Genomic DNA, 21,900 nt, shown 5'->3' with positions numbered 1-21,900 from the left:
CGATGGCGACCCTGATGACCCCGATTGTCTGGCAGGACTGTAGTGCAGAACAGCAGCAGGCCCTGCTGATGCGCCCTGCGCTGCAAGCTTCTGACAGCGTCAGTGCCACCGTGCGTGGCATTCTCGACAAGGTTAAAAGCGAAGGCGACGCTGCGCTGCGTGAGTACAGCGCGACCTTCGATAAAACCGAGGTCGACGCGCTGCGCGTCAGCGAACAACAGATCTCCGACGCCTGTGCGCGTCTGGGTGACGAGATCAAACAGGCGATGGCTGTTGCGGTCGCCAACATCGATAAATTCCATCTGGCGCAGATCCTGCCAGCGGTGGATATTGAAACCCAGCCAGGCGTCCGCTGTCAGCAGGTGACCCGTCCTGTCGCCTCTGTCGGGCTGTATATTCCTGGCGGTTCCGCTCCGCTGTTCTCCACGGTGCTGATGCTGGCCACCCCGGCGCGCATTGCCGGATGTGGACGCGTGGTGCTCTGCTCGCCGCCGCCGATTGCTGATGAAATCCTTTATGCCGCACAGCTGTGTGGGGTGCAGGAAGTCTTCCAGGTGGGCGGTGCGCAGGCGATTGCCGCCCTCGCCTTCGGCACTGAGTCCGTCCCGAAAGTGGATAAAATTTTCGGTCCGGGTAATGCCTGGGTCACCGAGGCCAAACGTCAGGTGAGCCAGCGCATGGACGGGGCCGCCATTGATATGCCTGCCGGGCCCTCTGAAGTGCTGGTGATTGCCGATGAAGGCGCCACGCCAGATTTCGTCGCCTCCGACCTGCTGTCGCAGGCAGAACACGGCCCGGATTCTCAGGTGATCCTGTTAACGCCTTCGCAGACCATGGCCGAACAGGTTGCCGTGGCCGTTGAGCGCCAGCTGGCTGAACTGCCGCGCGCCGCCACCGCCGCGAAAGCGCTGGAGAGCAGCCGCCTGATGGTGATGCGTGACCTGCAACAGTGCGTTGAAATCAGCAACCGCTACGGGCCGGAACACCTGATTATTCAGACGCGCCAGGCGCGTGACCTGGTAGACAGCATTACCAGCGCCGGGTCGGTCTTTCTCGGTGACTGGTCACCAGAATCCGCCGGTGACTATGCCTCGGGCACCAACCACGTGCTGCCAACCTACGGCTATACCTCCACCTGCTCCAGCCTTGGGCTGGCGGATTTCCAGAAGCGTATGACCGTGCAGGAGCTGACGCCAGCCGGTTTTAAGGGGCTGGCCGCGACGATTGAAATCCTCGCCGCCGCCGAGCAGCTGACCGCGCACAAAAACGCCGTGACCCTGCGCGTTGCCGCACTGAAGGAGAAACCATGAGCAGCAGCATTAACGATCTGGCCCGCGCCAACGTGCGCGCCCTGACGCCCTATCAGTCGGCGCGCCGCCTGGGCGGCAACGGGGATGTGTGGCTCAACGCCAATGAATACCCGCTGGCGGTCCCGTTTGAGCTCAGCCAGCAGACGCTGAACCGTTACCCGGAATGCCAGCCAAAGTTGGTCATTGAGCGCTACGCCGCCTACGCGGGGCTGGCACCTGAGCAGGTACTGGTCAGCCGCGGTGCCGATGAAGGCATTGAGCTGCTGATGCGTGCCTTCTGCGAGCCGGGACGCGATGCGGTGCTGTTCTGTCCGCCGACCTACGGCATGTACAGCGTCAGCGCTGAAACCATTGGCATTGAATACCGTACTGTAGAAGCGCGCGAAGACTGGCAGCTCAACCTGCCGGCCATCGCTGAGCAGCTGGACGGCGTGAAGCTGGTGTACGTGTGCAGCCCGAACAACCCGACCGGTAACCTGATCAACCCCGATGACCTGCGTCAGCTGCTGGAAATGACTCAGGGTAAAGCGCTGGTGGTGGCCGACGAGGCGTATATTGAATTCTGCCCACAGGCATCTCTGGCTGGATGGCTGAAAGATTATCCACACCTGGTGCTGCTGCGCACGCTGTCCAAAGCCTTTGCCCTTGCTGGTCTGCGCTGCGGCTTCACCCTGGCGAATGCCGATGTGATTGCGCTGCTGATGAAGGTGATTGCGCCTTACCCGCTGTCGACCCCCGTGGCCGATATTGCCGGGCAGGCGTTAAGCGAACAGGGGATCGCCCTGATGCGCCAGCACGTCAGTGAGCTGATTGCTACCCGCGAGCAGCTGATTGCCGACCTGCGCACCCTGGCCTGTGTTGAACAGGTCTATGAGAGCGACACCAACTATATTCTGGCGCGTTTTTCTGCTTCAAGCGCAGTATTTAAGACGCTGTGGGATCAGGGTATCATCCTGCGCGACCAGAATAAGCAGCCCGGACTGGCCGGATGCCTGCGTATTTCAATTGGCACCCGTGAAGAGTGCGAACGCGCCGTTGCCGCACTAAGATTATTACCCGGCCCCCCCGTTTCTCAGGAGCAAGCATGAGTCAGAAAGTCCTCTTTATCGATCGCGATGGCACTATCATTTCAGAGCCACCGGAAGATTATCAGGTCGACCGCATGGACAAACTGGCCTTCGAGCCTGACGTGATCCCTGCCCTGTTGTCACTGCAGAAAGCAGGCTATCAGCTGGTAATGATCACCAACCAGGACGGTCTGGGCACCAGCAGCTTCCCGCAGGATGATTTCGACGGCCCGCACAATCTGATGATGCAGATCCTCAGCTCGCAGGGCGTGAATTTCAGCGATATTCTGATCTGCCCGCACCTGCCGGCAGACAACTGTGACTGCCGCAAACCGAAAACCAAAATGGTCGAAGCGTGGCTGGCCGAAGGGGCGATCGATACCGCCAACAGCTATGTGATTGGCGACCGTGCCACTGACGTGCAGCTGGCGCAGAATATGGGTATTACCGGCCTGCTGTATGGCAAAGAGCTCGGCTGGAGCGCCATTGAGCAGCAGCTGACGAAGCGCGACCGCTATGCGCTGGTGCAGCGCAACACCAAAGAGACGCAGATTAAAGTCGAAGTCTGGCTGGACCGCGAAGGCGACAGCAAAATTAACACCGGCGTTGGCTTCTTTGACCACATGCTCGATCAGATCTGCACCCACGGCGGTTTCCGCATGAATATCGACGTGAAAGGCGATCTGTACATCGACGATCACCACACCGTGGAAGATACCGGCCTCGCGTTGGGTGAAGCGCTGCTGAAAGCACTGGGCGATAAACGCGGCATCGGCCGCTTTGGCTTCGTGCTGCCAATGGACGAATGCCTGGCACGCTGTGCGCTGGATATCTCCGGCCGCCCGCACCTCGAATATAAAGCCGAGTTCAGCTACCAGCGCGTCGGTGACCTGAGCACCGAGATGGTCGAGCATTTCTTCAGCTCGCTCTCCTACACCATGGCCAGTACCCTGCACCTGCGCACGAAAGGTAAGAATGACCACCACCGTGTGGAAAGTCTGTTCAAAGCCTTTGGCCGTACGCTGCGTCAGGCGATCCGCGTGGAGGGTAATACCCTGCCAAGCTCAAAAGGAGTGCTGTGATGGATGTGGTGATCCTCGATACCGGCTGCGCCAACCTGTCATCCGTTAAATGGGCGGTACAGCGGCTGGGTTATGAACCGATCGTCAGTAAAGAAGCGGATGTGGTCCTCAATGCCGATAAGCTGTTCCTGCCCGGCGTAGGTACTGCACAGGCAGCCATGGATCAGCTGCGTGAGCGTAACCTGATCGAGCTGATCAAAGCCTGCACACAGCCGGTGCTGGGCATCTGCCTGGGTATGCAGCTGCTGGGTAGCGGCAGCGACGAGAGTGGCGGTATTCCGACGCTGAATATCATCGATCAGCCGGTGCAGCGAATGACCGATCACGGTCTGCCGCTGCCGCATATGGGCTGGAATCAAATCGCTTCCCAGGCGGGCAACCACCTGTTTCGCGGCATCGAAGACGGCGCGTATTTCTACTTCGTCCACGGCTACGCCATGCCGGTGAATGAGTTCACCATTGCCCAGTGCAACTACGGTGAGGCCTTTACCGCTGCGGTGCAGAAAGACAACTTCTTTGGCGTGCAGTTCCACCCGGAGCGTTCCGGTGCCGCAGGCGCGCAGCTGCTGAAAAATTTCCTGGAGATGTAACCGGCATGATTATCCCGGCATTAGATTTGATTGATGGCAACGTTGTTCGCCTGCACCAGGGCGATTACGGCCAGCAGCGTGACTATGGCAGCGACCCGCTGCCGCGCTTACAGGATTACGAAGCCCAGGGGGCGCAGGTGCTGCACCTGGTGGACCTGACCGGGGCAAAAGACCCGGCAGCGCGCCAGATCCCCCTGCTGACCAAACTGCTGGCGGGTGTCAGCGTGCCGGTGCAGGTTGGGGGCGGCATTCGGACTAAAGACGATGTGGACGCCCTGCTGAACGCCGGAGCCACGCGCGTGGTGGTCGGTTCAACGGCGGTGAAGCAGCCGGAAGAGGTGCAGGAGTGGTTTAAGCAGTACGGACCTGAGGCCATCGTACTGGCCCTTGACGTGCGTATTGATGCCAGCAACCGTAAAGAAGTCGCGATCAGCGGCTGGCAGGAAGCCAGCGGCATCACTCTGGAAGAAGTGATCGGGCAGTTTCTGCCATCTGGCCTGAAGCACGTGCTCTGCACCGATATTTCCCGCGACGGTACGCTGAGCGGCTCTAACGTTGAGCTGTATCGCGAAGTCTCCGCGCGCTACCCGACCATTGCCTTCCAGTCGTCTGGCGGCATCGGCTCACTGGAGGATATTGCCGCACTGCGCGGCTGTGGCGCACAGGGTGTGATCGTCGGTCGCGCCCTGCTGGAAGATAAATTCACCGTATCGGAGGCGATTTCATGCTGGCAAAACGGATAATTCCCTGCCTGGACGTGCGTGACGGCCAGGTGGTCAAAGGCGTACAGTTCCGCAACCACGAGATCATCGGTGATATCGTGCCGCTGGCACAGCGCTATGCGCAGGAAGGCGCGGACGAACTGGTGTTTTATGATATCACCGCCTCCAGCGACGGCCGCGTGGTTGATAAGAGCTGGATCTCGCGCGTGGCGGAGGTGATTGATATTCCCTTCTGCGTGGCGGGTGGAATTAAGTCGGTGGAAGATGCCGCCCTGCTGCTGTCGTTCGGCGCGGACAAAATTTCCATCAACTCCCCGGCGCTGGCCGATCCTGAACTGATCACCCGCCTGGCGGACCGCTTCGGTGTGCAGTGCATCGTGGTGGGGATTGACACCTGGTACGACAGTGAGAGCGGTAAATACCACGTCAATCAGTACACCGGTGACGAAAGCCGCACCAAAGTCACCACCTGGGAAACCCTCGACTGGGTGCAGGAAGTACAGAAGCGCGGCGCGGGTGAAATCGTGCTGAATATGATGAATCAGGACGGCGTGCGCAACGGTTATGACCTGATTCAGCTGCAAAAAGTGCGGGCTGTCTGCAAAGTGCCGCTGATTGCCTCAGGTGGTGCCGGCACCATGGAGCACTTCCATGAAGCCTTCCGTGATGCCGACGTGGACGGCGCGCTGGCGGCTTCCGTGTTCCATAAACAGATAATTAATATCGGTGAGCTGAAAACGTTCCTGATTGAAAAAGGTGTGGAGATTCGCGCGTGTTAACTGAAGAACAACTGTCCCGGCTCGACTGGGTGAAAACCGACGGCATGATGCCCGCTATCGTCCAGCACGCGGTCTCAGGCGAAGTGCTGATGCACGGTTATATGAATCAGGAGGCGCTGGCAAAAACGCTGGAAAGTGGAAAGGTCACCTTCTGGTCGCGCACTAAACAGCGCCTGTGGACCAAAGGCGAAACCTCTGAGCACTTCCTGAACGTCGTCAGCATCACCCAGGACTGCGATAACGATACGCTGCTGCTGCTGGTGAATCCCGTCGGGCCAACCTGCCATCTGGGCACGTCCAGCTGCTTCTCCCCGGCGGCCAGCGACTGGACGTTCCTGTATCAGCTCGAAGAGCTGTTAGCAGCCCGTAAGCACGCTGACCCGAAAAGCTCCTACACCGCCAGCCTGTATGCCAGCGGCACTAAGCGCATCGCGCAGAAAGTCGGTGAAGAAGGCGTGGAAGTGGCGCTGGCCGCTACGGTCAACGATCGCCATGAACTGACCAACGAAGCCTCCGATTTGGTTTATCATCTGCTGGTCCTGCTGCAGGACCAGGATCTGAACCTGTCAACGGTGATTGAGAATCTGCGTCAGCGTCACAAATAGCATTCATCACCTCTTCCTGTCAGGCCGGTTATCCGGCCTTTTTTATTGGAAACTGAAAATGACGACGTTTGATAAACTGAGCGCCCTGCTCGACCAGCATCATGCCCACTATCGGGTGATGGAACATGCGGCGACAGGAAAATGTGAAGAGGTCGCGGCACTGCGCGGGACCGAACTGGGCCAGGGCGCGAAAGCGCTGGTGTGCCACGTGAAGGGCAACGGCGTGAAGCAGCACGTGCTGGCGGTGCTGCCCGCTGACCAGCAGGCCGACCTTGCCCGGCTGGCATCGGCCCTCGGCGGTACGCGGGCATCCCTCGCCAGCCCGGCGGAAGTGGAGAAGCTGACAGGCTGTGTATTTGGCGCCATTCCCCCCTTCAGCTTTCACCCGGACCTGCTGCTGGTCGCTGACCCTTCGCTGTTCACTCGCTATCAGGAACTGGCGTTTAATGCCGGGCTGCTGGAGAAGTCGATGGTGCTGAATACGGCAGATTATCAGAGGATTGCGGGAGCGACGGTGCTGGCATTTTTGCGTGAGGCATGAAAAAGGCCGGGAATACCCGGCCTGTCTGGTTTAACTGTTTTTTCTTAAACGATAATTTGCGGCAGCACTGCGGCCAATAACCACGGCCGAACCAAACACTCCACCCAGAACAATCGCTAACAGCATCACTAAGGTCTTCTTAGGGCTGTCGCGGTGGATGGGTAAATCGGGCTCGGAAATATAGCGGTACGACTGCAAGTGACTGAGATCGATTTTCAGGTGGGTGACTGCAAGCAGCGCACTCTGGGTGTCATAGTATGATTTGTCCAATATCAGTGGCCTGGTGGACTCATTTTGTATCATTGAACCGAGTGCGCGCGTGCCCAGCAGATAGAGGGTATCGTCCGACAGATATTCAGCCTGATTGAGCTGCGAGTTGTTTAAATTCGAAGCTTCGGCAATCTTCATTGCCTCTCTGATGGCGTCCAGCCTCTGCTGTTTTTTATTAATCGCAACCTGCTCTTGCGCTTCAAGAGAGCTGGTCAGCTCAAGAGTTTTGACCCCTAAGGTCCGGCGCAGGTCTTCAGCGTAGCTGTCTACGATGCGGTCGTTCACCTGCAGGATGTACTTAGCAAGCTGTGCCTGAGCCTCTTTCGCCGTTTGTGCGCTAAAAGCAATACTGACCTGATCGTTGCTCCCTTTATTGACCTGATCAATTTTCAATGTCTGGGGGTTATCCTGATTTTGTAACGCGCCAGCCAGTGCACTCATTGATGCAGTGAAACGTCCAAAGAACTGCTGTTGCAGGTCAGGTAACGAAGTTTTGTCACGCGGGGTCTGAAGATAGAGCACTGTCAGTGAAGCGTTGTAGTTGGCGATCATCCCTGACGAAGGAAGTGTAACAATCGCTTTACTTGTCCAGGTCTCTTTAGCTAAAGCCAGATACGCTCCTGCCGCAATCATAAAAAGAATGACAACAGCAATAACGGTTTTTTTTCCATGCCAAATCAGAGCAATCACATCGAGTAAATCGATTTCATCGGCGGTATTCGATGATTTTTGACGAGACGGGGATTGCTCAACATTCTTATTATCGGGATTCATATAGTCAGTAACTCTGCGCAAAAGAAAAATAAGATAATACTTAGGCGATAGCTGACTAAATGTAGATGAGTTGGGGAAGAAACGCTATGGATAGATTCTGAAATGAGGTTAGAAACCTCCCGCAAAGCGGGAGGTTAGGATAAAACTTAGTCGAGCCACTCGGTGTGGAACACACCTTCTTTATCAGTGCGCTTATACGTATGCGCACCAAAGTAGTCACGCTGCGCCTGGATCAGGTTCGCTGGCAGTACCGCTGAGCGGTAGCTGTCGTAGTAGGCGATGGCTGCAGAGAAGGTCGGCGTCGGGATACCGTTCTGTACGGCATAGGCCACCACGTCACGCAGTGCCTGCTGATATTCATCGGCGATGTTCTTGAAGTACGGCGCCAGCAGCAGGTTAGCAATGTCAGCGTTGTCCGCATAGGCATCGGTAATCTTCTGCAGGAACTGGGCGCGGATGATGCAGCCTGCGCGGAAGATCTTAGCAATCTCACCGTAGTGCAGATCCCAGTTATTTTCCGTAGAGGCCGCCTTCAGCTGGGAGAAGCCCTGTGCGTAAGAAACAATCTTACCGAGGTACAGTGCACGCCGCACTTTCTCAACGAATTCGGCTTTATCACCGCTCACGGTCTGCACTTGCGGGCCGCTCAGCACTTTAGATGCCGCTACGCGCTGAGTTTTCAGCGAAGACAGGTAACGGGCGAAGACAGATTCAGTGATCAAAGACAGCGGCTCGCCGAGATCCAGCGAGCTCTGGCTGGTCCACTTACCGGTGCCTTTGTTGGCAGCTTCATCCAGGATCACATCAACCAGGTAGTTACCCTCTTCATCTTTCTTCGTGAAGATATCTTTGGTGATGTCGATCAGGTAGCTGCTCAGCTCGCCTTCGTTCCACTCGCTAAAGGTCTTAGCCAGGTCGTCATTGCTCAGATTCAGCGCGCCTTTCAGCAGTGAATAGGCTTCTGCAATCAGCTGCATGTCGCCGTATTCAATACCGTTGTGCACCATCTTCACATAGTGACCCGCACCGTCCGGCCCCATGTAGGCGACACAGGCTTCGCCTTCAGCGACGGCTGCAATTTCGGTCAGGATTGGAGCGACCAGCTCGTAAGCTTCTTTCTGGCCGCCAGGCATGATTGACGGGCCTTTCAGGGCGCCCTCTTCACCACCGGAAACACCGGTGCCGATAAAGTTAAAGCCCTGCTCAGACAGTTCGCGGTTACGACGAATAGTGTCTTTATAGAAGGTGTTACCACCGTCAATCAGGATATCGCCTTTATCAAGGTGCGGAGTCAGGGAAGCGATGGTTTTGTCGGTGGCTTCACCGGCCTGGACCATCAGAAGGATACGGCGAGGTTTTTCCAGAGAGTCAACAAACTCTTCGATACTGTAGTGCGGAACCAGTTTCTTGCCAGGGTTCTCAGCGACCACTTCATCGGTTTTTTCACGTGAACGGTTGAAGATAGAAACTGTGTAGCCACGGCTCTCAATGTTGAGTGCCAGATTACGGCCCATCACAGCCATACCTACAACGCCGATCTGTTGCTTGGACATACCTACTCCTGTCTGGGTGAGAAAACCAGCAGTTCTGTGACTGCGGTCAATGTTCCGAACATGTTAACTCAGGTTTGTACGATGTGGATAGTGATTGGTGCGATAGACTTACCAGAAAGGAGTAGTCACAATTTTGTGGTTGTTATTAAGTATTCATCGCCTGTTAAGGGCCTCAAAACCACAAAAAATCTATTGATTGCGTTTAAAAAAGCGGGTGAATAGTCGTCGATTAAGACCGGAGTGGCCGAAGGCAAGGGAAATTATGGGCGGGTGGCATAAGAGAGGATCTGCACCAGAATACTGATGCAGATAACAGTGGGCTTTTACAGTGACAACCAGAAAAAGGCCATCACCCCGTCAGGATAGTTGGAGTAAGCCTAAGATTTCTTCGGTTTTTTCGTTCATCAAAGCGACATCCGCTTTCGACTCAACATTAAGTCTGACCACAGATTCAGTATTTGACATACGTAAATTGAAGCGCCACTGAGTAAACTCCACGCTTAACCCGTCGGTTTTATCAATATGTACTGCGCCGTCACGATAGAAACTCTCGACTCTGGCAATCGCGGCCGCCGGGTCGGCAATCAAACGGTTAATCTCTCCGGATGAAGGATAAGCCGCGATCATATCGTTTACCAACTGCGACAAAGGCTGCTGATGAGTGGAAACCAGTTCCGCTACCAGTAGCCAGGGGATCATCCCGCTGTCACAGTATGAGAAGTCACGAAAATAGTGATGAGCGCTCATTTCACCGCCATAGACGGCATCTTCAGCTCTCATTCTCTCTTTAATGAACGCGTGGCCCGTTTTAGACTGTACGGGGATGCCACCGTGTTCGTTAACGATATCGATAGTATTCCAGGTCAAACGTGGGTCATGGATAATGCGCTCGTCAGCACTTTTTTTAAGAAACGCTTTCGCGATTAAGCCAACAATATAATAGCCTTCGACAAACTGGCCTTTATCGTCAAAGAAGAAGCAACGATCGAAATCACCGTCGAAAGCGATCCCCATATCCGCGCCATGGGCAATAACTGCATTCGCAGTGTCACTGCGGCACTCAGGTAACAGCGGATTGGGGATACCATGAGGGAAATGTCCATCCGGCTCATGGTGAATCTTGATAATTTCAACCGGGACATTTCTCTGAGAAAAAACCGCCTCAATACCATCAATAACGTGACCTGCTGCGCCATTACCCGAATTAATGACTAACTTCATCGGGGTCAGATTATCGGTGTTAATGTAGCCGAGAAGATGATCAACATAGTCATCAAAAACGCTGATTTTTTTATAGCTGCCAGACGGCTGGCCGTTAACAGCCGGGAATTCATTTTTTTCAGCCAGCTGCTGAATCTCTGCAAGACCATTTTCGCGACTAATTGGCCTGCTTTGTGGGCCAACCAGTTTCATCCCATTGTATTCGATGGGATTGTGGCTTGCTGTCACCTCAATGCCGCCATCCAGCTCAAGGGAAAAGGTGGCGTAATAGATCTCTTCAGTGCCCGCAAGACCAATATCAAGGACGTTCACGCCGCTATCCTGTAAACCCCGCGCCAGGGACAGCTTGAGGGATTCACTGGTCAAACGCACATCGCTGCCCACAACAACCGTTTTCGGATTGAGCAGTTGCCCGTAAGCCCTGCCGATACGGTAGGCAATATCTTCATCAATCTCGTCAATGAGTTTTCCGCGTATATCATACGCTTTGAAGCACGTTAACTTTTCCATAACTACCTTAGAGATTTTTTTGGAAAAAAAGTATCATTAGTAATCAAATTCGCCCATAGCGATCGGCAAAGCGAATAATATCATCTTCTTCAAGATAAGAGCCTGTACGCACTTCTATTATTTCTAAAGGAATTTTACCGGGGTTCTCGAGGCAATGTTTCACACCTGCAGGAATGAACACAGATTCATTTTCACCAATGATGGTCATCTCTTCAGCGATAGTCACTTTAGCGGTTCCGGAAACAACAACCCAGTGTTCAGCACGATGATGATGCAACTGCAAAGACAATGCTTCACCAGGTTTAACGGTTATATGCTTAACCTGATAATGTTCACCGGCATCTATAGAGTCATATTTACCCCATGGCCGATAAACTTCACGGTGCGTGTTATGCTCATAGCGCCCGGCAGATTTGATTTGCTCTACAATTTTTTTCACATCCTGGACTGAATGTCGATCGGCAACAAGCAAAGCATCTTTAGTCTGAACTATTATCAAATCTGTTATGCCAATAGTTGCTACAAGACCAGCCTCTGTGTGAATATAACTGTCAATGGTGTTGTGATTGATCACATCCCCACGAACAACATTCCCCTTCTGGTCCTTTTCACTGATATCCCAAAGTGAAGACCAGGAGCCAACATCGCTCCATCCGGCATCCATTGGGATCACTACCGCATCAGAGGTATGTTCCATAACAGCATAGTCAATAGACTCTTCAGGACACGACAAGAAGGCTTCTTCATTAACACGAATGAAATCAAGATCGGTATCCACAACATACATTGCTTCTTCACAGGCAGTCATAATATCGGGGCGGAATTTTTTAAGCTCTTCCAGATAACGTCTTGCGCTAAAAAGGAACATACCGCTATTCCAGTAATACTCTCCAGAAGAAACATATTTTTGTGCAGTATCAAAATCAGGTTTTTCAACAAACTGTGCCACTTCGAAAGCGGAGTTTACTGGTCCAATCAGGCTTGAAGAACCGCGTCGAATATATCCATAACCCGTTTCTGGTTTATCGGGGATAACCCCAAAAGTCACTAACTTTCCCTCATTAGCAAGGACAGTTGCAGTTTTAATGGCTGCAGTGAAAGCATGGACGTTGGTGATGACGTGATCAGCGGCGAGAACTAAGAGTAATTCATCCTTATCGGCAGACCGTAAGGCCGTCATTGCCGCTAAAGCGATCGCTGGGGCAGTATTTCTCCCTGCGGGTTCGAGAATAATATTCTGATTGAGTTTACCTATTTGCCTCAGTTGTTCAGCAACCAAAAAGCGGTGATCTTCATTACAAATAACAATAGACTCTGCAATGTCCAGGCCCTGTAATCTTTCAACGGTTTCTTGTAGCATAGACGAACTGCCGCTTAAATTCAGAAACTGTTTAGGGAGCTCGCTTCTGGACATCGGCCAAAGTCGGGTACCAACGCCACCGGCTAAAATGACTGCCTTAATGTTATTCATCTTAATTAGTCTCTTATAAAATCTTTAACCCACTGATCTACATGATACTTTTCATAAGTATGTTGATCAGTTGGAATATATTCTTTTCTTAAAAATGACGTAATGCTCTCAGGTGAGATTTTATCATTAATGATTAAAAAATTGGAATCATTATAAAAATCGTAATCGATGACATGCTGATTAGATGTTATTATCTTCTTTTGCGCACCCAGGGATTCTAATGTACGCATAGTTAATCCTCGCTGTTTCGGATGAGAGATATCAATAACAGCTTTTGAATTACGTATTACATCTACAACTTCTTTCTCGCTCATTGAGTGAAAAGAAACATCTTTATATTTTACATTTTTTATCTCTTTAATAATAAATCTTTTGTAGAGATAAATGAATATACCAGGACAATAAAAAAACACATAAGAATTGAACTGTTTTGTTAAAAATTTAACGATTCTATAGCGATCAGAGTGAACTGTTCCAACAAAAGAGATGTCATATTTTAATTCAGGGTAACTGACAAGATTGTAATATGAGGATGAAAAAAAAAGTGGTTTAAAGATCAGGTTGCTAGTCTCTGCATCCAAGGGATCGAAAGTAAAAAACTTGTCAGCACTTTCAATCAAAGATTTAGCCCCAGGCTTATTAAGGAATGAGTCCCACATATATATTACTACTTTTGAACATTTACTCCGGAAGAGTTTAATAGATTCAGGGGTAATACACTCAGGGTTAACAATTAGTAAAAAATCATAATCCGGAGACAGGTGATCATAAATGTTTTTATAATAGCTTTTTATTTTTGTCTGAGTTAATTTCCTCCATCCTAATCGCACTAATGATTTACCAATGACACCTTTAAATGCTCTTTCATCAAAAAGAGTTACTTGATATCCATTTTTTTCCAGTGACTTTTTAATAATCTTATCGTATGAAAAAAAACCCGTGCAAAAAAGTAATACTTTTTTTTCTTTAGACACGCTCCCACACTCCACTATCATGGTTATATTTTTTTACGATGCGAGCAGGAGAACCAACAATAACACAAAAGTCCGGGAATTCTCCTCTTACTACTGAGTTTGCGCCAACAACACAGTGCTGACCAAGTTTTGTACCCGCCTGAATTGCTGCCCCCATACCAATGAAGCAATTTTTACCAATTATAGTATCGTTTACTAACAATTTCTGTTCTGCCATTGGCATTGATATATCACGATAGTCGTGATCAATGGTAGTAATAAAAACATTCGCTGTAATTAAAGAATTCTCGCCAATAATCAATTTCGCGCCAGAGGTTAAATGTACATTTTGGGCAATTGATACGTTATCTTCTATAATAATTTCACCAACACCATGTGTCTCTAATCGACAACCAGGGAAAACTCTTACTTTCTTACCAACAGAAACACGATTCAATCCCTTAAAAAAAACAGGAAATGCGAAGTATGTCGGAAATTTTATTTTTTTTAGAAAAAAAGATAAGAAAATAGCACTAGTAAACCATTTTAATTTAAAGAGCATTATTGCGCCTCGATGATACGATTAACAACCTTCTGATAAATTTTAATTTATAAAAAGCCAGGAGACTGAGGTATGAAAGATAATTGATGTCACGTCTTTTATATGCTTTCCAAAGCATCAAACAAGAACCGCGTTGCATTTCGGGCAGGTTAGCAGAGAGCCCCTCATCACCGAAGTTGTGTTTACCGTTACCCGTGCTGACAGTAGATTCAGGATGATAATAAAACCGGCCTGATTTGGAACATATTCGCACCCAGAGATCTGCATCTTCACTGTGTGTCATCGTTTCGTCATAAAGACCACATTGTTGTAAAACTCCTTTTTTAACAACAGCTGTAGACGTTTGCGGAAAGACTTTTATCAGTAATTCTTTAGGAGAAGCCTGATGAACAGAAGTAATTTTACGACCTAAGATAGATAACGTTTCGTTGTTTCTCGCAGAACCTATAAAATTAGGCTCTGGCTTGATTGTATTGATATAGCTTGCCTGCAGCGACAGTTTGTTGTCAGACCAAACATCATCAGCATCTAAAAAAGCGATCCATTCGTATTGTGCATTTTTGATGCCAAAATTTCTGGCTTTAGAAACACCACCATTAGCAATGGTATAAATATGAAGATTATCAAGATAATTAAGGGACTTGTATTCATTAATCAGGGTAAGAGTATTATCAGTTGAACCATCATTAACAACGACCACCTCTAAAGTATGTTCATCAAATGAGAGTGTTTGTGAAAAAACAGAATCTAATGCTTTCAGAATACTCTTCTCACCGTTATAAACAGGAATTACAACTGAAAACCTCATTTGAAAACACTCTCCCAATTTTTTGTAATGACCTCATCTTTCCATGTCTGCGAAGATATAAACGAGCTGTTTATCATCATCTGTAGATGAGCAGGGTCGGCTATTAGCTGAACTAATTTATCCTGGAAGTCTTGTTCATCATTTTCATTTATTAGATAACCATTATCAGAATTGATGATATCACGAGGTCCAGATGGGCAATCAAAAGATACTACCGGCAAACCAAATGAAATAGCTTCAAGAAGGACCATACCAAATCCCTCACTTCTTGACGAAAGAGCAAAAATTGATGACTCCTTGTAGTACCTTTCAATTTCTTTATTAGCAGGAACGAGTTCTACATTATTTTCCATGCTATTGGCATGAATATACTCCAACAAAGCAGAATGTAGTTCACCACTACCAACTATTCTTAGTATCCAGTCGTTTGGGTATGTCTTACAAAGAGTTTTCCACATTTCAAGTAACTTTAGGTGTTGCTTATCCGGAGTTAAACGCCCTACAGTTAAAACGACTTTCGCAGAACCATCTACTTTTTTATATTCCATATCGGGACGGTAGTGCGGGGTATAATATACAGGAAACCCCATCTTCTTATAAATCAAACTATCGGTTTTGGTAGGGACACAATATGCATGACAATATTTATAGGTTCGATTCCTGATGAATCTATATAGCGAATTATAATTATTACTTGCTCCGTGCTCACTAATTACAATTTTTTTGTGATCTACACCAGCGAGCAATAGATAAAGATGCGTCAGAGGGTGCGTTACGTATATATAATCATAATGATTATTTTTAATATAGCTTCTTAGGGTATAAATTATTTTGACTGACAAGTTAAGCGTTTGGAAAACTCGAATTAGTCTGCTTTTCATATTCAAGTTAAAATCACAATTCAACGAGTCGCGTTGTACATTATCATTTACTGCATAAAACGATTCTTTTGAATCAAACGTTAAAATTGTTGGATGGTAAATATTTGATAACTTATTGGCAATAGTGGTAACTATACGTTCAATCCCACCTGCTGGTGACAGAGATGGAATCAAGAATAATATTTTTTTCATGATGTAATTTTTCTTCTTTTAACCAGCAAGAAAATAAGAACCCTCCAGATAATGACGGTTTGGAATGCAATTGATATTTCCCATATATCAAATGATAAAAGTGGGAAGAACATTACCAGAAAGAAAACACAGACTCTATTTTTCTTATCCACAACCGGAATCAGGAGATAAATTACTACAAATACTGAAGTTAGAAAGAGTAGGTTAAATATGGCTGTAAAAGCGTCACCGTTAAACAGGAAGAATAAGAATCCCGGCAGCCCCATAAAGATGCTATATGACTGACCAGCTCCAATTGTTTGCAAATTAAAAATATCAGAAGGCGTCACAGATCCAAATGAGCTTAGACCTATAAGTCGCTCACTTATTATTCCCAAACTGAAATAATCAGATATAGCGTTAAAATCAAAGCTGTTTGATTCTATAAATAACAACGATGAGGTAGTTGAAACCCTTCCAATCGCTAAGGACAATATCTCGTCAAGATTAAAACCAACGCCACGCATTTCATTTCTGATTGAATAAAGGTAGGAAGCTAAAGACAATACCGGTCCTGAAAATATGAAAGGTATTGCCAAAATCAAAATAAAAACAGATGTTTTTAGATTATAGTTTTTAATAATGAACACTCCCAGGCAAAGAAGCGTTATGAAATACCCCTGGAGTGACTCCTGTCTGTAACCATACAAAGCAGTCACTAATAAACAAATGAAAAATTTCTTAGTGCTAATTTTTGAAAATGCTATCAGAGGAAGCAAAGCTAATGGGTTTAATTTACCTGCTATTTTTATGAATACACCACTCAAGCCTGGGACGGGATCTTGTCCGATTTTATTTGCTCCAAAAAATATTGTCACAATCCCAATAAATATGAAGACCTTGAATAAAAATCCCTCTAAATCCAGATCAGAGAAGTCTTTAACTTTAACTCTATTTGTTATTTTAATAACCACGTAAAGCATAAGAAAAGGAACAAAATAAAATAATAAAACACTTATAATATCAATAGGGCTTAAACTGTACGAGAAGCTACGAAAATCACCAAGCAGATAGCCACTGACAGATATTAAATAAAGCGACAAAATCAATGGTGCAAAATATATGTATATTAAGTAAGCATTAATTTTCTTCATTACTTAATGATCTCATGGATTTTTTTCTGATGTTCTGATGCAGAGAATTGTTTTTTTATATTCATCATTGTTGATCTATATTTATTCAAAATATTTCTGTCAGCACTAATTTTTTTTACTGCATCTCTCATCTCGTCAATTGAATTACATAAAACCCCGAACTCACCATACTTAGTAAAGTAGGTTTCTAACTGTTTATTTTTCATAGCTACAACGGGAATGAGAAAAGCAATACAGTCAGAAAAGACGCCACTTGACACTAAGTCATACTTTTCCTCATCAGTACGCGTGCTATTGTTAAAGATGAGCGCCACATCGATTTTTGATACTGAGCTGAAAAAATCTTCTTTACTGATAAGAGCTTCTCTAAGCATCCCTCTACAGTAATGGGTTACGTGCTCAGACTGGTCGTATTGAAAAGAGCCGTCAGTAACCCCCACTGTCATTAGCCTTATAGTGTCATTTGAATCCATATCTAACAACTTTGTCAGACCATAAATTTTGTCACTACCTTTTTCTGCTGAATGTACACCGAAAGAGCCAAAATTTATCGATCCGCTTGGGAATTCACCCTTTTTAACAGGTTCTGTTTGAGCTGTAGGATGCTCTACAAATGAAAATTTTCTATCTGGGAAAAGTTTACTCATCGCTGAATGTACGGGAGAATTGATACAGATAAAGTTAACCTTACCAAACCTCAATGAGCACTTAATAAAAGATGCCCCTGCCTTTTGTCCTAAACCTACAGGGTTTTTCAAATAGCCTAATTCACCATGCATAAAAGCATATATGTCATTACTTTTAAAGCACGATATAAAGCTTGTTATTAGATATTGAAGAGGAGTTAATGATAATAAAAAAACAGGTGTTTTATTTAATTTAAAAAGCAATGAAGACAATCTAAGTGAGGAAACAACCCAATAATAAAACTTGCTATTCCTGATGGACAATTTATTAATTTTGGCTTTATCTTTAATATCATCAAGATAAGACACATCAGCTGAAAGCCAGCACTCTGCCCTATCATACAAATTTATTAAGCTATTTATTGTTATAAAATTAAAGGTATAGTGCTCTTCTTTACGGCGAATCAAGTCAATAATCGCAACTTTAGATCTAGACATTCTTGAAATCCTTATACACTTCCAGTGGCCAACGCCAGTTGTTATAAGCCATTTGTACCACTAACTGCGACAATACCACGCCTAAAAGGCCAGCATTCATGACTGATGCAGAAAAAAGCGATAATAATAGTATTGCCAGTCCACTCAAGAGAATGCTTTTTAAGAAAATGACTTTATTTTTTGTTGTGAGATATGTTGTACACAACGAGTAATTCATCTCAAACAACGCGGTCATCAAGTATATTAGTAAGATCCAAAATGGCAATAACCGAGTACTCTCGGTGAGATAGCTTAATAAAAAATCTCCTGCTATCAGTAAAATAAATGCTGAAAATATGTATATGATATTTGCAACAAAAATTGATTTTAAGAAAATATTTTTGACAACAAGTGTGTTTTTTAAAACCTGCTCTGAGTTCAATCGGGGTAAATTCAAACCGAAAAACATAGATGCAATAATAACCATAACCATCGTTATTTGTACGGTTAGCCCGTATGTTGCAGCTGCATCAAGCCCGACAAAACTGGATACAACAAGAATTCCGGACCTGACCGTTAAGTAATTACCTAACTGCACAAACCCCATATCTTTTGCACTAAGCCAAATGTTTTTACGCAAAACTTTCTGCTCATCAGTAATGACATTTTTTTTGTTGAGCATACAATCTTTTTTGAATACAGCTCTTCTGACAAGAACACGATCGACTATTATGGATAAAAAAGATGAAACTGCTAATGAAAATATTCCAAATCCTAATATCAACATTGGTATAGCTGATAATAGCAACACTGACTTTGTTGCAACAATAATTTTATTTAGTGCGGTCTGGTCACCACGGCCTTTCAATAAAGAATTGTAATAGCCGAAATATAGTTGTACAGCAATACTTACACCATAAAGTGTCCAACATGCAGCAAGCCAGGTATAATCAACGTCACTGTGTAATGTGTAAAGATAATAGTTGCCACCGATGAATATCGCGGCGATTGAAATAATTGCAATTTTTTTATAAATATATTTTGATGCATAAAAAACATCGTTTAATAGAGAGTAGTCGATTATATCTTTTTCACACTGAGGAATTTCATTATAATTTATTTTTTTAGCCCCAGAATAAACATAAGATACAAACCTTGATATACTAGGTAGAAGCCCGAACTCTAACAGTTGAATGAGTCCTGCCATCGCGATAAAAACATACCATAACCCTAACTCTTCTTTATCAAGGAACTTAAGAACAAAAGGGAGTAGCAATAAACTGGATGCAATATTGAGAAACTGGGAAAGATAGCCCCAGACTATATCTACATTTTTAACTGAATGGCTCATGATATTTCCGATTTAAACTCATCAATCATTATTGCTAAATCTTCAAGCACAGAGCGAGGTTTGTAACTTTTAAGAATGTTTCCTAATTTACTTATTTCAGTAACCGGGAATATTTCTTTTAAAGGGTAAGGGGTATTCCACTTAATTTCACATCCGGTTTTCTCTTCTAAAATATTACTTATCGACAATGCAGACGTATTATACCCTGAAGCTATATTAAATATCTCACCTACAGCCTCTTTCATTTGACTGAGTTCTAATATACTCTGAGAAACATCATTAACAGAGACATAGTCCTTCTCATATTCCTGACTCACAAACATGTTCACAACTTTTTTCTCGATTGCATCCCTTGTTATTTTTGGCAGGAATAAGGGGCTATTGAGAGCAAGGCCATAAACGTTGCTAGGCCTGACAATAATGGCATCACGCTTACTCTTCAGGCAAAGGTCTTCACCCGCCATTTTCGTCAAATTAAATAGTTTTCTTGGGTCATTATTTGATATTAATAAATCATCATTTTCGCCAGATGAATTATTATTCATGTAAAGCCTGGTTGATGATATATATACAATTTTGTCAAACTTAGAATTTTTCAGAATATTCGACAAAAGGGTGGTGTTTGATTCAAGTACATCAAAAGGTTTGTTTACGCAATCCCCTGCTCCAATACAATAAATTACAATACCCAAATTTTTGCTATAAAGGTCATCGCCTCTTTCAGGCACAAAAACTTCCATGTTATTTTTTAATAATAAAGAAACAATTTCCTTTCCTATGAACCCTTTACCACCTAATACTGTATACAATGACATTTTACCACCCGGATATAATTTGTTTTTTTATTTCATTAAAAGATGGTAAGATTTTATCTTTATCAGAAAGAATTGGTTCGGTAACAGGCCAGTCAATCTTGATATCAGGATCGTTCCAAATTATTCCAGCTTCATCAGCAGGGGAGTAGAAATCTGTACATTTGTAATAGAAGTCAGCAACTTCACTTATTACACAAAACCCATGCGCAAATCCCGGTGGTATGAAAAATTGTTTTTTGTTTTCTTCACTAAGTATAAGTGCTTCGTATTGACCAAAAGTTTCTGATCCGGGTCTTAAATCCACTGCAACATCGTACACTTCACCTTTAGTGACAGTAACGAGTTTACCCTGCGGATTTTTTTTCTGAAAATGCAAGCCTCTCATTACATTTTTGGTAGAACGTGAACGATTATCCTGAACGAATTTGTACTCTATACCTAGATTAGTGTATTTATCCTGATTATATAATTCATAGAAAAAACCACGCTCATCTGAATATATAGTAGGTTCAATAATAATTAAATCGCGAATCTTTGTATTAATAACTTTCATTTTATTTAACCAGTTCAAGAAGGTATTGTCCGTAACCTGTTTTCGAAAAAACCTTACCAATTTTTTCAACTTCAGTTTTATCCAGCCATCCATTCAACAACGATATCTCTTCTAAACAGGCAATCTTGTAGCCTTGTCTTTTTTCAACCGTCTGAACAAACTGAGCTGCTTCTAATAACGAATCGTGGGTTCCAGTATCTAACCAGGCGAATCCTCTACCCAGTGGCTCGACTTTAAGCTCACCCAACTTCAGATACTCTTCATTAATAGATGTTATTTCTAACTCCCCGCGAATAGAGGGTTTGACTTTTTTTGCAAAATCTACCACTCGATTATCATAAAAATATAATCCGGTCACGGCCCAATTAGATTTAGCTTTCTTAGGTTTTTCTTCTATAGAGATAGCATTAAAATCATCATCAACTTCTACAACACCAAATCTTTCCGGGTCCTTTACTTGATAACCGAAAACTGTTGCTCCATTGATATTTTCCATGGCATGAGACAATTGTTTTCTGAAAGACTGGCCAAAGAAGATATTATCTCCAAGCACCAGACATACATTATCTTTACCGATAAATTCCTCACCGATGATAAATGCCTGAGCCAATCCCTCTGGCTTTTCTTGCGCTAAGAAAGTCAGGTTAATACCAAACCGTTCCCCATTACCCAAAAGACGGACAAAGGCTTGTTGTTCATCAGGTGTCGTAATAATCAATACGTCACGAATACCCGCTAACATAAGAACGGATAATGGGTAATATATCATCGGTTTATCATAGATAGGCAATAGTTGCTTAGATGTACCGAGAGTGATGGGGTGTAACCGTGTTCCAGATCCACCAGCCAGTATAATTCCTTTCATTTGTTACTCTCTCATTTTCGTATAGCACGGCTAACTTTATAAAAAGCCATCCATGCATATAAAATATTATTCCGCAGTGCGCTATGATTCAGAAAATGGTTTACATTCTTACAAGGTAATTTATTGTCAATTAATTTTAAACTCTTTAACTTTGCTAAACACACAGTATGTACTTTGGTATACGCAAAT

The 21,900-nt window shown here is 45.7% G+C and carries 22 protein-coding genes; 8 read left to right on the top strand and 14 right to left on the bottom strand.

Features of this window, described 5'->3' with window-relative positions:
• Window positions 1-2 precede the first annotated feature (2 nt).
• From hisD to ABEH87_RS01355, 8 genes are read left to right on the top strand one after another with little or no spacing between them, the layout of a single operon-like run.
• A complete protein-coding gene (gene hisD / locus ABEH87_RS01390) occupies window positions 3-1,310 on the top strand; it encodes a histidinol dehydrogenase (RefSeq protein ID WP_346573243.1) in 1,308 nt (435 codons plus the stop codon).
• Window positions 1,307-2,398 carry a histidinol-phosphate transaminase gene (hisC, locus tag ABEH87_RS01385; protein ID WP_346573241.1) on the top strand — a complete coding sequence of 364 codons (1,092 nt, stop codon included), beginning with the start codon at window positions 1,307-1,309 and terminating at the stop codon, window positions 2,396-2,398. Before hisD ends, hisC begins: the two co-directional genes overlap by 4 nt.
• Window positions 2,395-3,459, top strand: a complete 1,065-nt coding sequence (gene hisB, locus ABEH87_RS01380) for a bifunctional histidinol-phosphatase/imidazoleglycerol-phosphate dehydratase HisB (protein WP_346573239.1) — start codon at window positions 2,395-2,397, stop codon at window positions 3,457-3,459. Before hisC ends, hisB begins: the two co-directional genes overlap by 4 nt.
• Entirely contained in the window at window positions 3,459-4,049 is a 591-nt protein-coding gene (hisH, locus tag ABEH87_RS01375; protein WP_346573237.1) for an imidazole glycerol phosphate synthase subunit HisH, read from the top strand. Before hisB ends, hisH begins: the two co-directional genes overlap by 1 nt.
• Before the next feature lie 5 nt (window positions 4,050-4,054).
• Entirely contained in the window at window positions 4,055-4,792 is a 738-nt protein-coding gene (gene hisA, locus ABEH87_RS01370; RefSeq protein WP_346573235.1) for a 1-(5-phosphoribosyl)-5-[(5-phosphoribosylamino)methylideneamino]imidazole-4-carboxamide isomerase, read from the top strand.
• Window positions 4,774-5,550 carry an imidazole glycerol phosphate synthase subunit HisF gene (gene hisF, locus ABEH87_RS01365; protein WP_346573233.1) on the top strand — a complete coding sequence of 259 codons (777 nt, stop codon included), beginning with the start codon at window positions 4,774-4,776 and terminating at the stop codon, window positions 5,548-5,550. The genes hisA and hisF overlap by 19 nt, the downstream gene beginning before the upstream one ends.
• Window positions 5,544-6,155 (top strand): bifunctional phosphoribosyl-AMP cyclohydrolase/phosphoribosyl-ATP diphosphatase HisIE, encoded by a 612-nt coding sequence (gene hisIE, locus ABEH87_RS01360; RefSeq protein ID WP_346573231.1) that lies wholly within the window; start codon window positions 5,544-5,546, stop codon window positions 6,153-6,155. Before hisF ends, hisIE begins: the two co-directional genes overlap by 7 nt.
• 58 nt (window positions 6,156-6,213) lie before the next feature.
• A complete protein-coding gene (locus ABEH87_RS01355; RefSeq protein ID WP_346573229.1) occupies window positions 6,214-6,696 on the top strand; it encodes a YbaK/prolyl-tRNA synthetase associated domain-containing protein in 483 nt (160 codons plus the stop codon).
• Between the two features lie 30 nt (window positions 6,697-6,726).
• Here the strand turns inward: ABEH87_RS01355 and wzzB are convergent, their stop codons facing one another.
• From wzzB to rfbA, 14 genes are all read right to left on the bottom strand, one after another.
• Window positions 6,727-7,740 carry an LPS O-antigen chain length determinant protein WzzB gene (wzzB, locus tag ABEH87_RS01350; RefSeq protein WP_346573228.1) on the bottom strand — a complete coding sequence of 338 codons (1,014 nt, stop codon included), beginning with the start codon at window positions 7,738-7,740 and terminating at the stop codon, window positions 6,727-6,729.
• A gap of 146 nt (window positions 7,741-7,886) precedes the next feature.
• On the bottom strand, window positions 7,887-9,293 hold the full coding sequence (gene gndA, locus ABEH87_RS01345) for an NADP-dependent phosphogluconate dehydrogenase (protein ID WP_346573226.1): 1,407 nt from the start codon (window positions 9,291-9,293) through the stop codon (window positions 7,887-7,889).
• 357 nt (window positions 9,294-9,650) lie between these two features.
• Window positions 9,651-11,024 carry a phosphomannomutase CpsG gene (locus ABEH87_RS01340; RefSeq protein ID WP_346573224.1) on the bottom strand — a complete coding sequence of 458 codons (1,374 nt, stop codon included), beginning with the start codon at window positions 11,022-11,024 and terminating at the stop codon, window positions 9,651-9,653.
• 43 nt (window positions 11,025-11,067) lie between these two features.
• The gene (locus tag ABEH87_RS01335; RefSeq protein ID WP_346573223.1) at window positions 11,068-12,495 is read right to left on the bottom strand and encodes a mannose-1-phosphate guanylyltransferase/mannose-6-phosphate isomerase; all 1,428 of its coding nucleotides are present in this window, start codon (window positions 12,493-12,495) and stop codon (window positions 11,068-11,070) included.
• Window positions 12,496-12,500: 5 nt separating this feature from the next.
• On the bottom strand, window positions 12,501-13,469 hold the full coding sequence (locus tag ABEH87_RS01330; protein ID WP_346573221.1) for a hypothetical protein: 969 nt from the start codon (window positions 13,467-13,469) through the stop codon (window positions 12,501-12,503).
• On the bottom strand, window positions 13,462-14,010 hold the full coding sequence (locus ABEH87_RS01325; RefSeq protein ID WP_346573219.1) for an acyltransferase: 549 nt from the start codon (window positions 14,008-14,010) through the stop codon (window positions 13,462-13,464). The genes ABEH87_RS01330 and ABEH87_RS01325 overlap by 8 nt, the downstream gene beginning before the upstream one ends.
• Window positions 14,000-14,818 carry a glycosyltransferase family A protein gene (locus tag ABEH87_RS01320; protein WP_346573217.1) on the bottom strand — a complete coding sequence of 273 codons (819 nt, stop codon included), beginning with the start codon at window positions 14,816-14,818 and terminating at the stop codon, window positions 14,000-14,002. The genes ABEH87_RS01325 and ABEH87_RS01320 overlap by 11 nt, the downstream gene beginning before the upstream one ends.
• Window positions 14,815-15,891, bottom strand: coding sequence for a glycosyltransferase family 4 protein (locus tag ABEH87_RS01315; RefSeq protein WP_346573216.1), 1,077 nt, complete (start codon window positions 15,889-15,891; stop codon window positions 14,815-14,817). Before ABEH87_RS01315 ends, ABEH87_RS01320 begins: the two co-directional genes overlap by 4 nt.
• Window positions 15,888-17,024, bottom strand: coding sequence for an oligosaccharide repeat unit polymerase (gene wzy, locus ABEH87_RS01310; protein WP_346573214.1), 1,137 nt, complete (start codon window positions 17,022-17,024; stop codon window positions 15,888-15,890). The genes ABEH87_RS01315 and wzy overlap by 4 nt, the downstream gene beginning before the upstream one ends.
• Entirely contained in the window at window positions 17,024-18,148 is a 1,125-nt protein-coding gene (locus ABEH87_RS01305) for a hypothetical protein (protein WP_346573212.1), read from the bottom strand. Before ABEH87_RS01305 ends, wzy begins: the two co-directional genes overlap by 1 nt.
• Window positions 18,141-19,478, bottom strand: coding sequence for an O-unit flippase-like protein (gene wzx / locus ABEH87_RS01300; RefSeq protein WP_346573210.1), 1,338 nt, complete (start codon window positions 19,476-19,478; stop codon window positions 18,141-18,143). The genes ABEH87_RS01305 and wzx overlap by 8 nt, the downstream gene beginning before the upstream one ends.
• Window positions 19,475-20,293 (bottom strand): SDR family oxidoreductase, encoded by an 819-nt coding sequence (locus tag ABEH87_RS01295; protein ID WP_346573208.1) that lies wholly within the window; start codon window positions 20,291-20,293, stop codon window positions 19,475-19,477. Before ABEH87_RS01295 ends, wzx begins: the two co-directional genes overlap by 4 nt.
• Before the next feature lies 1 nt (window position 20,294).
• Window positions 20,295-20,846, bottom strand: a complete 552-nt coding sequence (gene rfbC, locus ABEH87_RS01290; protein WP_346573206.1) for a dTDP-4-dehydrorhamnose 3,5-epimerase — start codon at window positions 20,844-20,846, stop codon at window positions 20,295-20,297.
• A 1-nt stretch (window position 20,847) separates the two neighbouring features.
• Window positions 20,848-21,711 (bottom strand): glucose-1-phosphate thymidylyltransferase RfbA, encoded by an 864-nt coding sequence (rfbA, locus tag ABEH87_RS01285; RefSeq protein ID WP_346573204.1) that lies wholly within the window; start codon window positions 21,709-21,711, stop codon window positions 20,848-20,850.
• Window positions 21,712-21,900: the final 189 nt, after the last annotated feature.

Origin of the sequence: Erwinia sp. Eh17-17, assembly GCF_039675725.1 — a bacterium.
Taxonomy (GTDB): Bacteria; Pseudomonadota; Gammaproteobacteria; order Enterobacterales; family Enterobacteriaceae; genus Erwinia.
The sequence above is the reverse complement of the archived record's forward strand: the minus strand, read 5'-3'. Positions and strand labels throughout refer to the sequence as shown.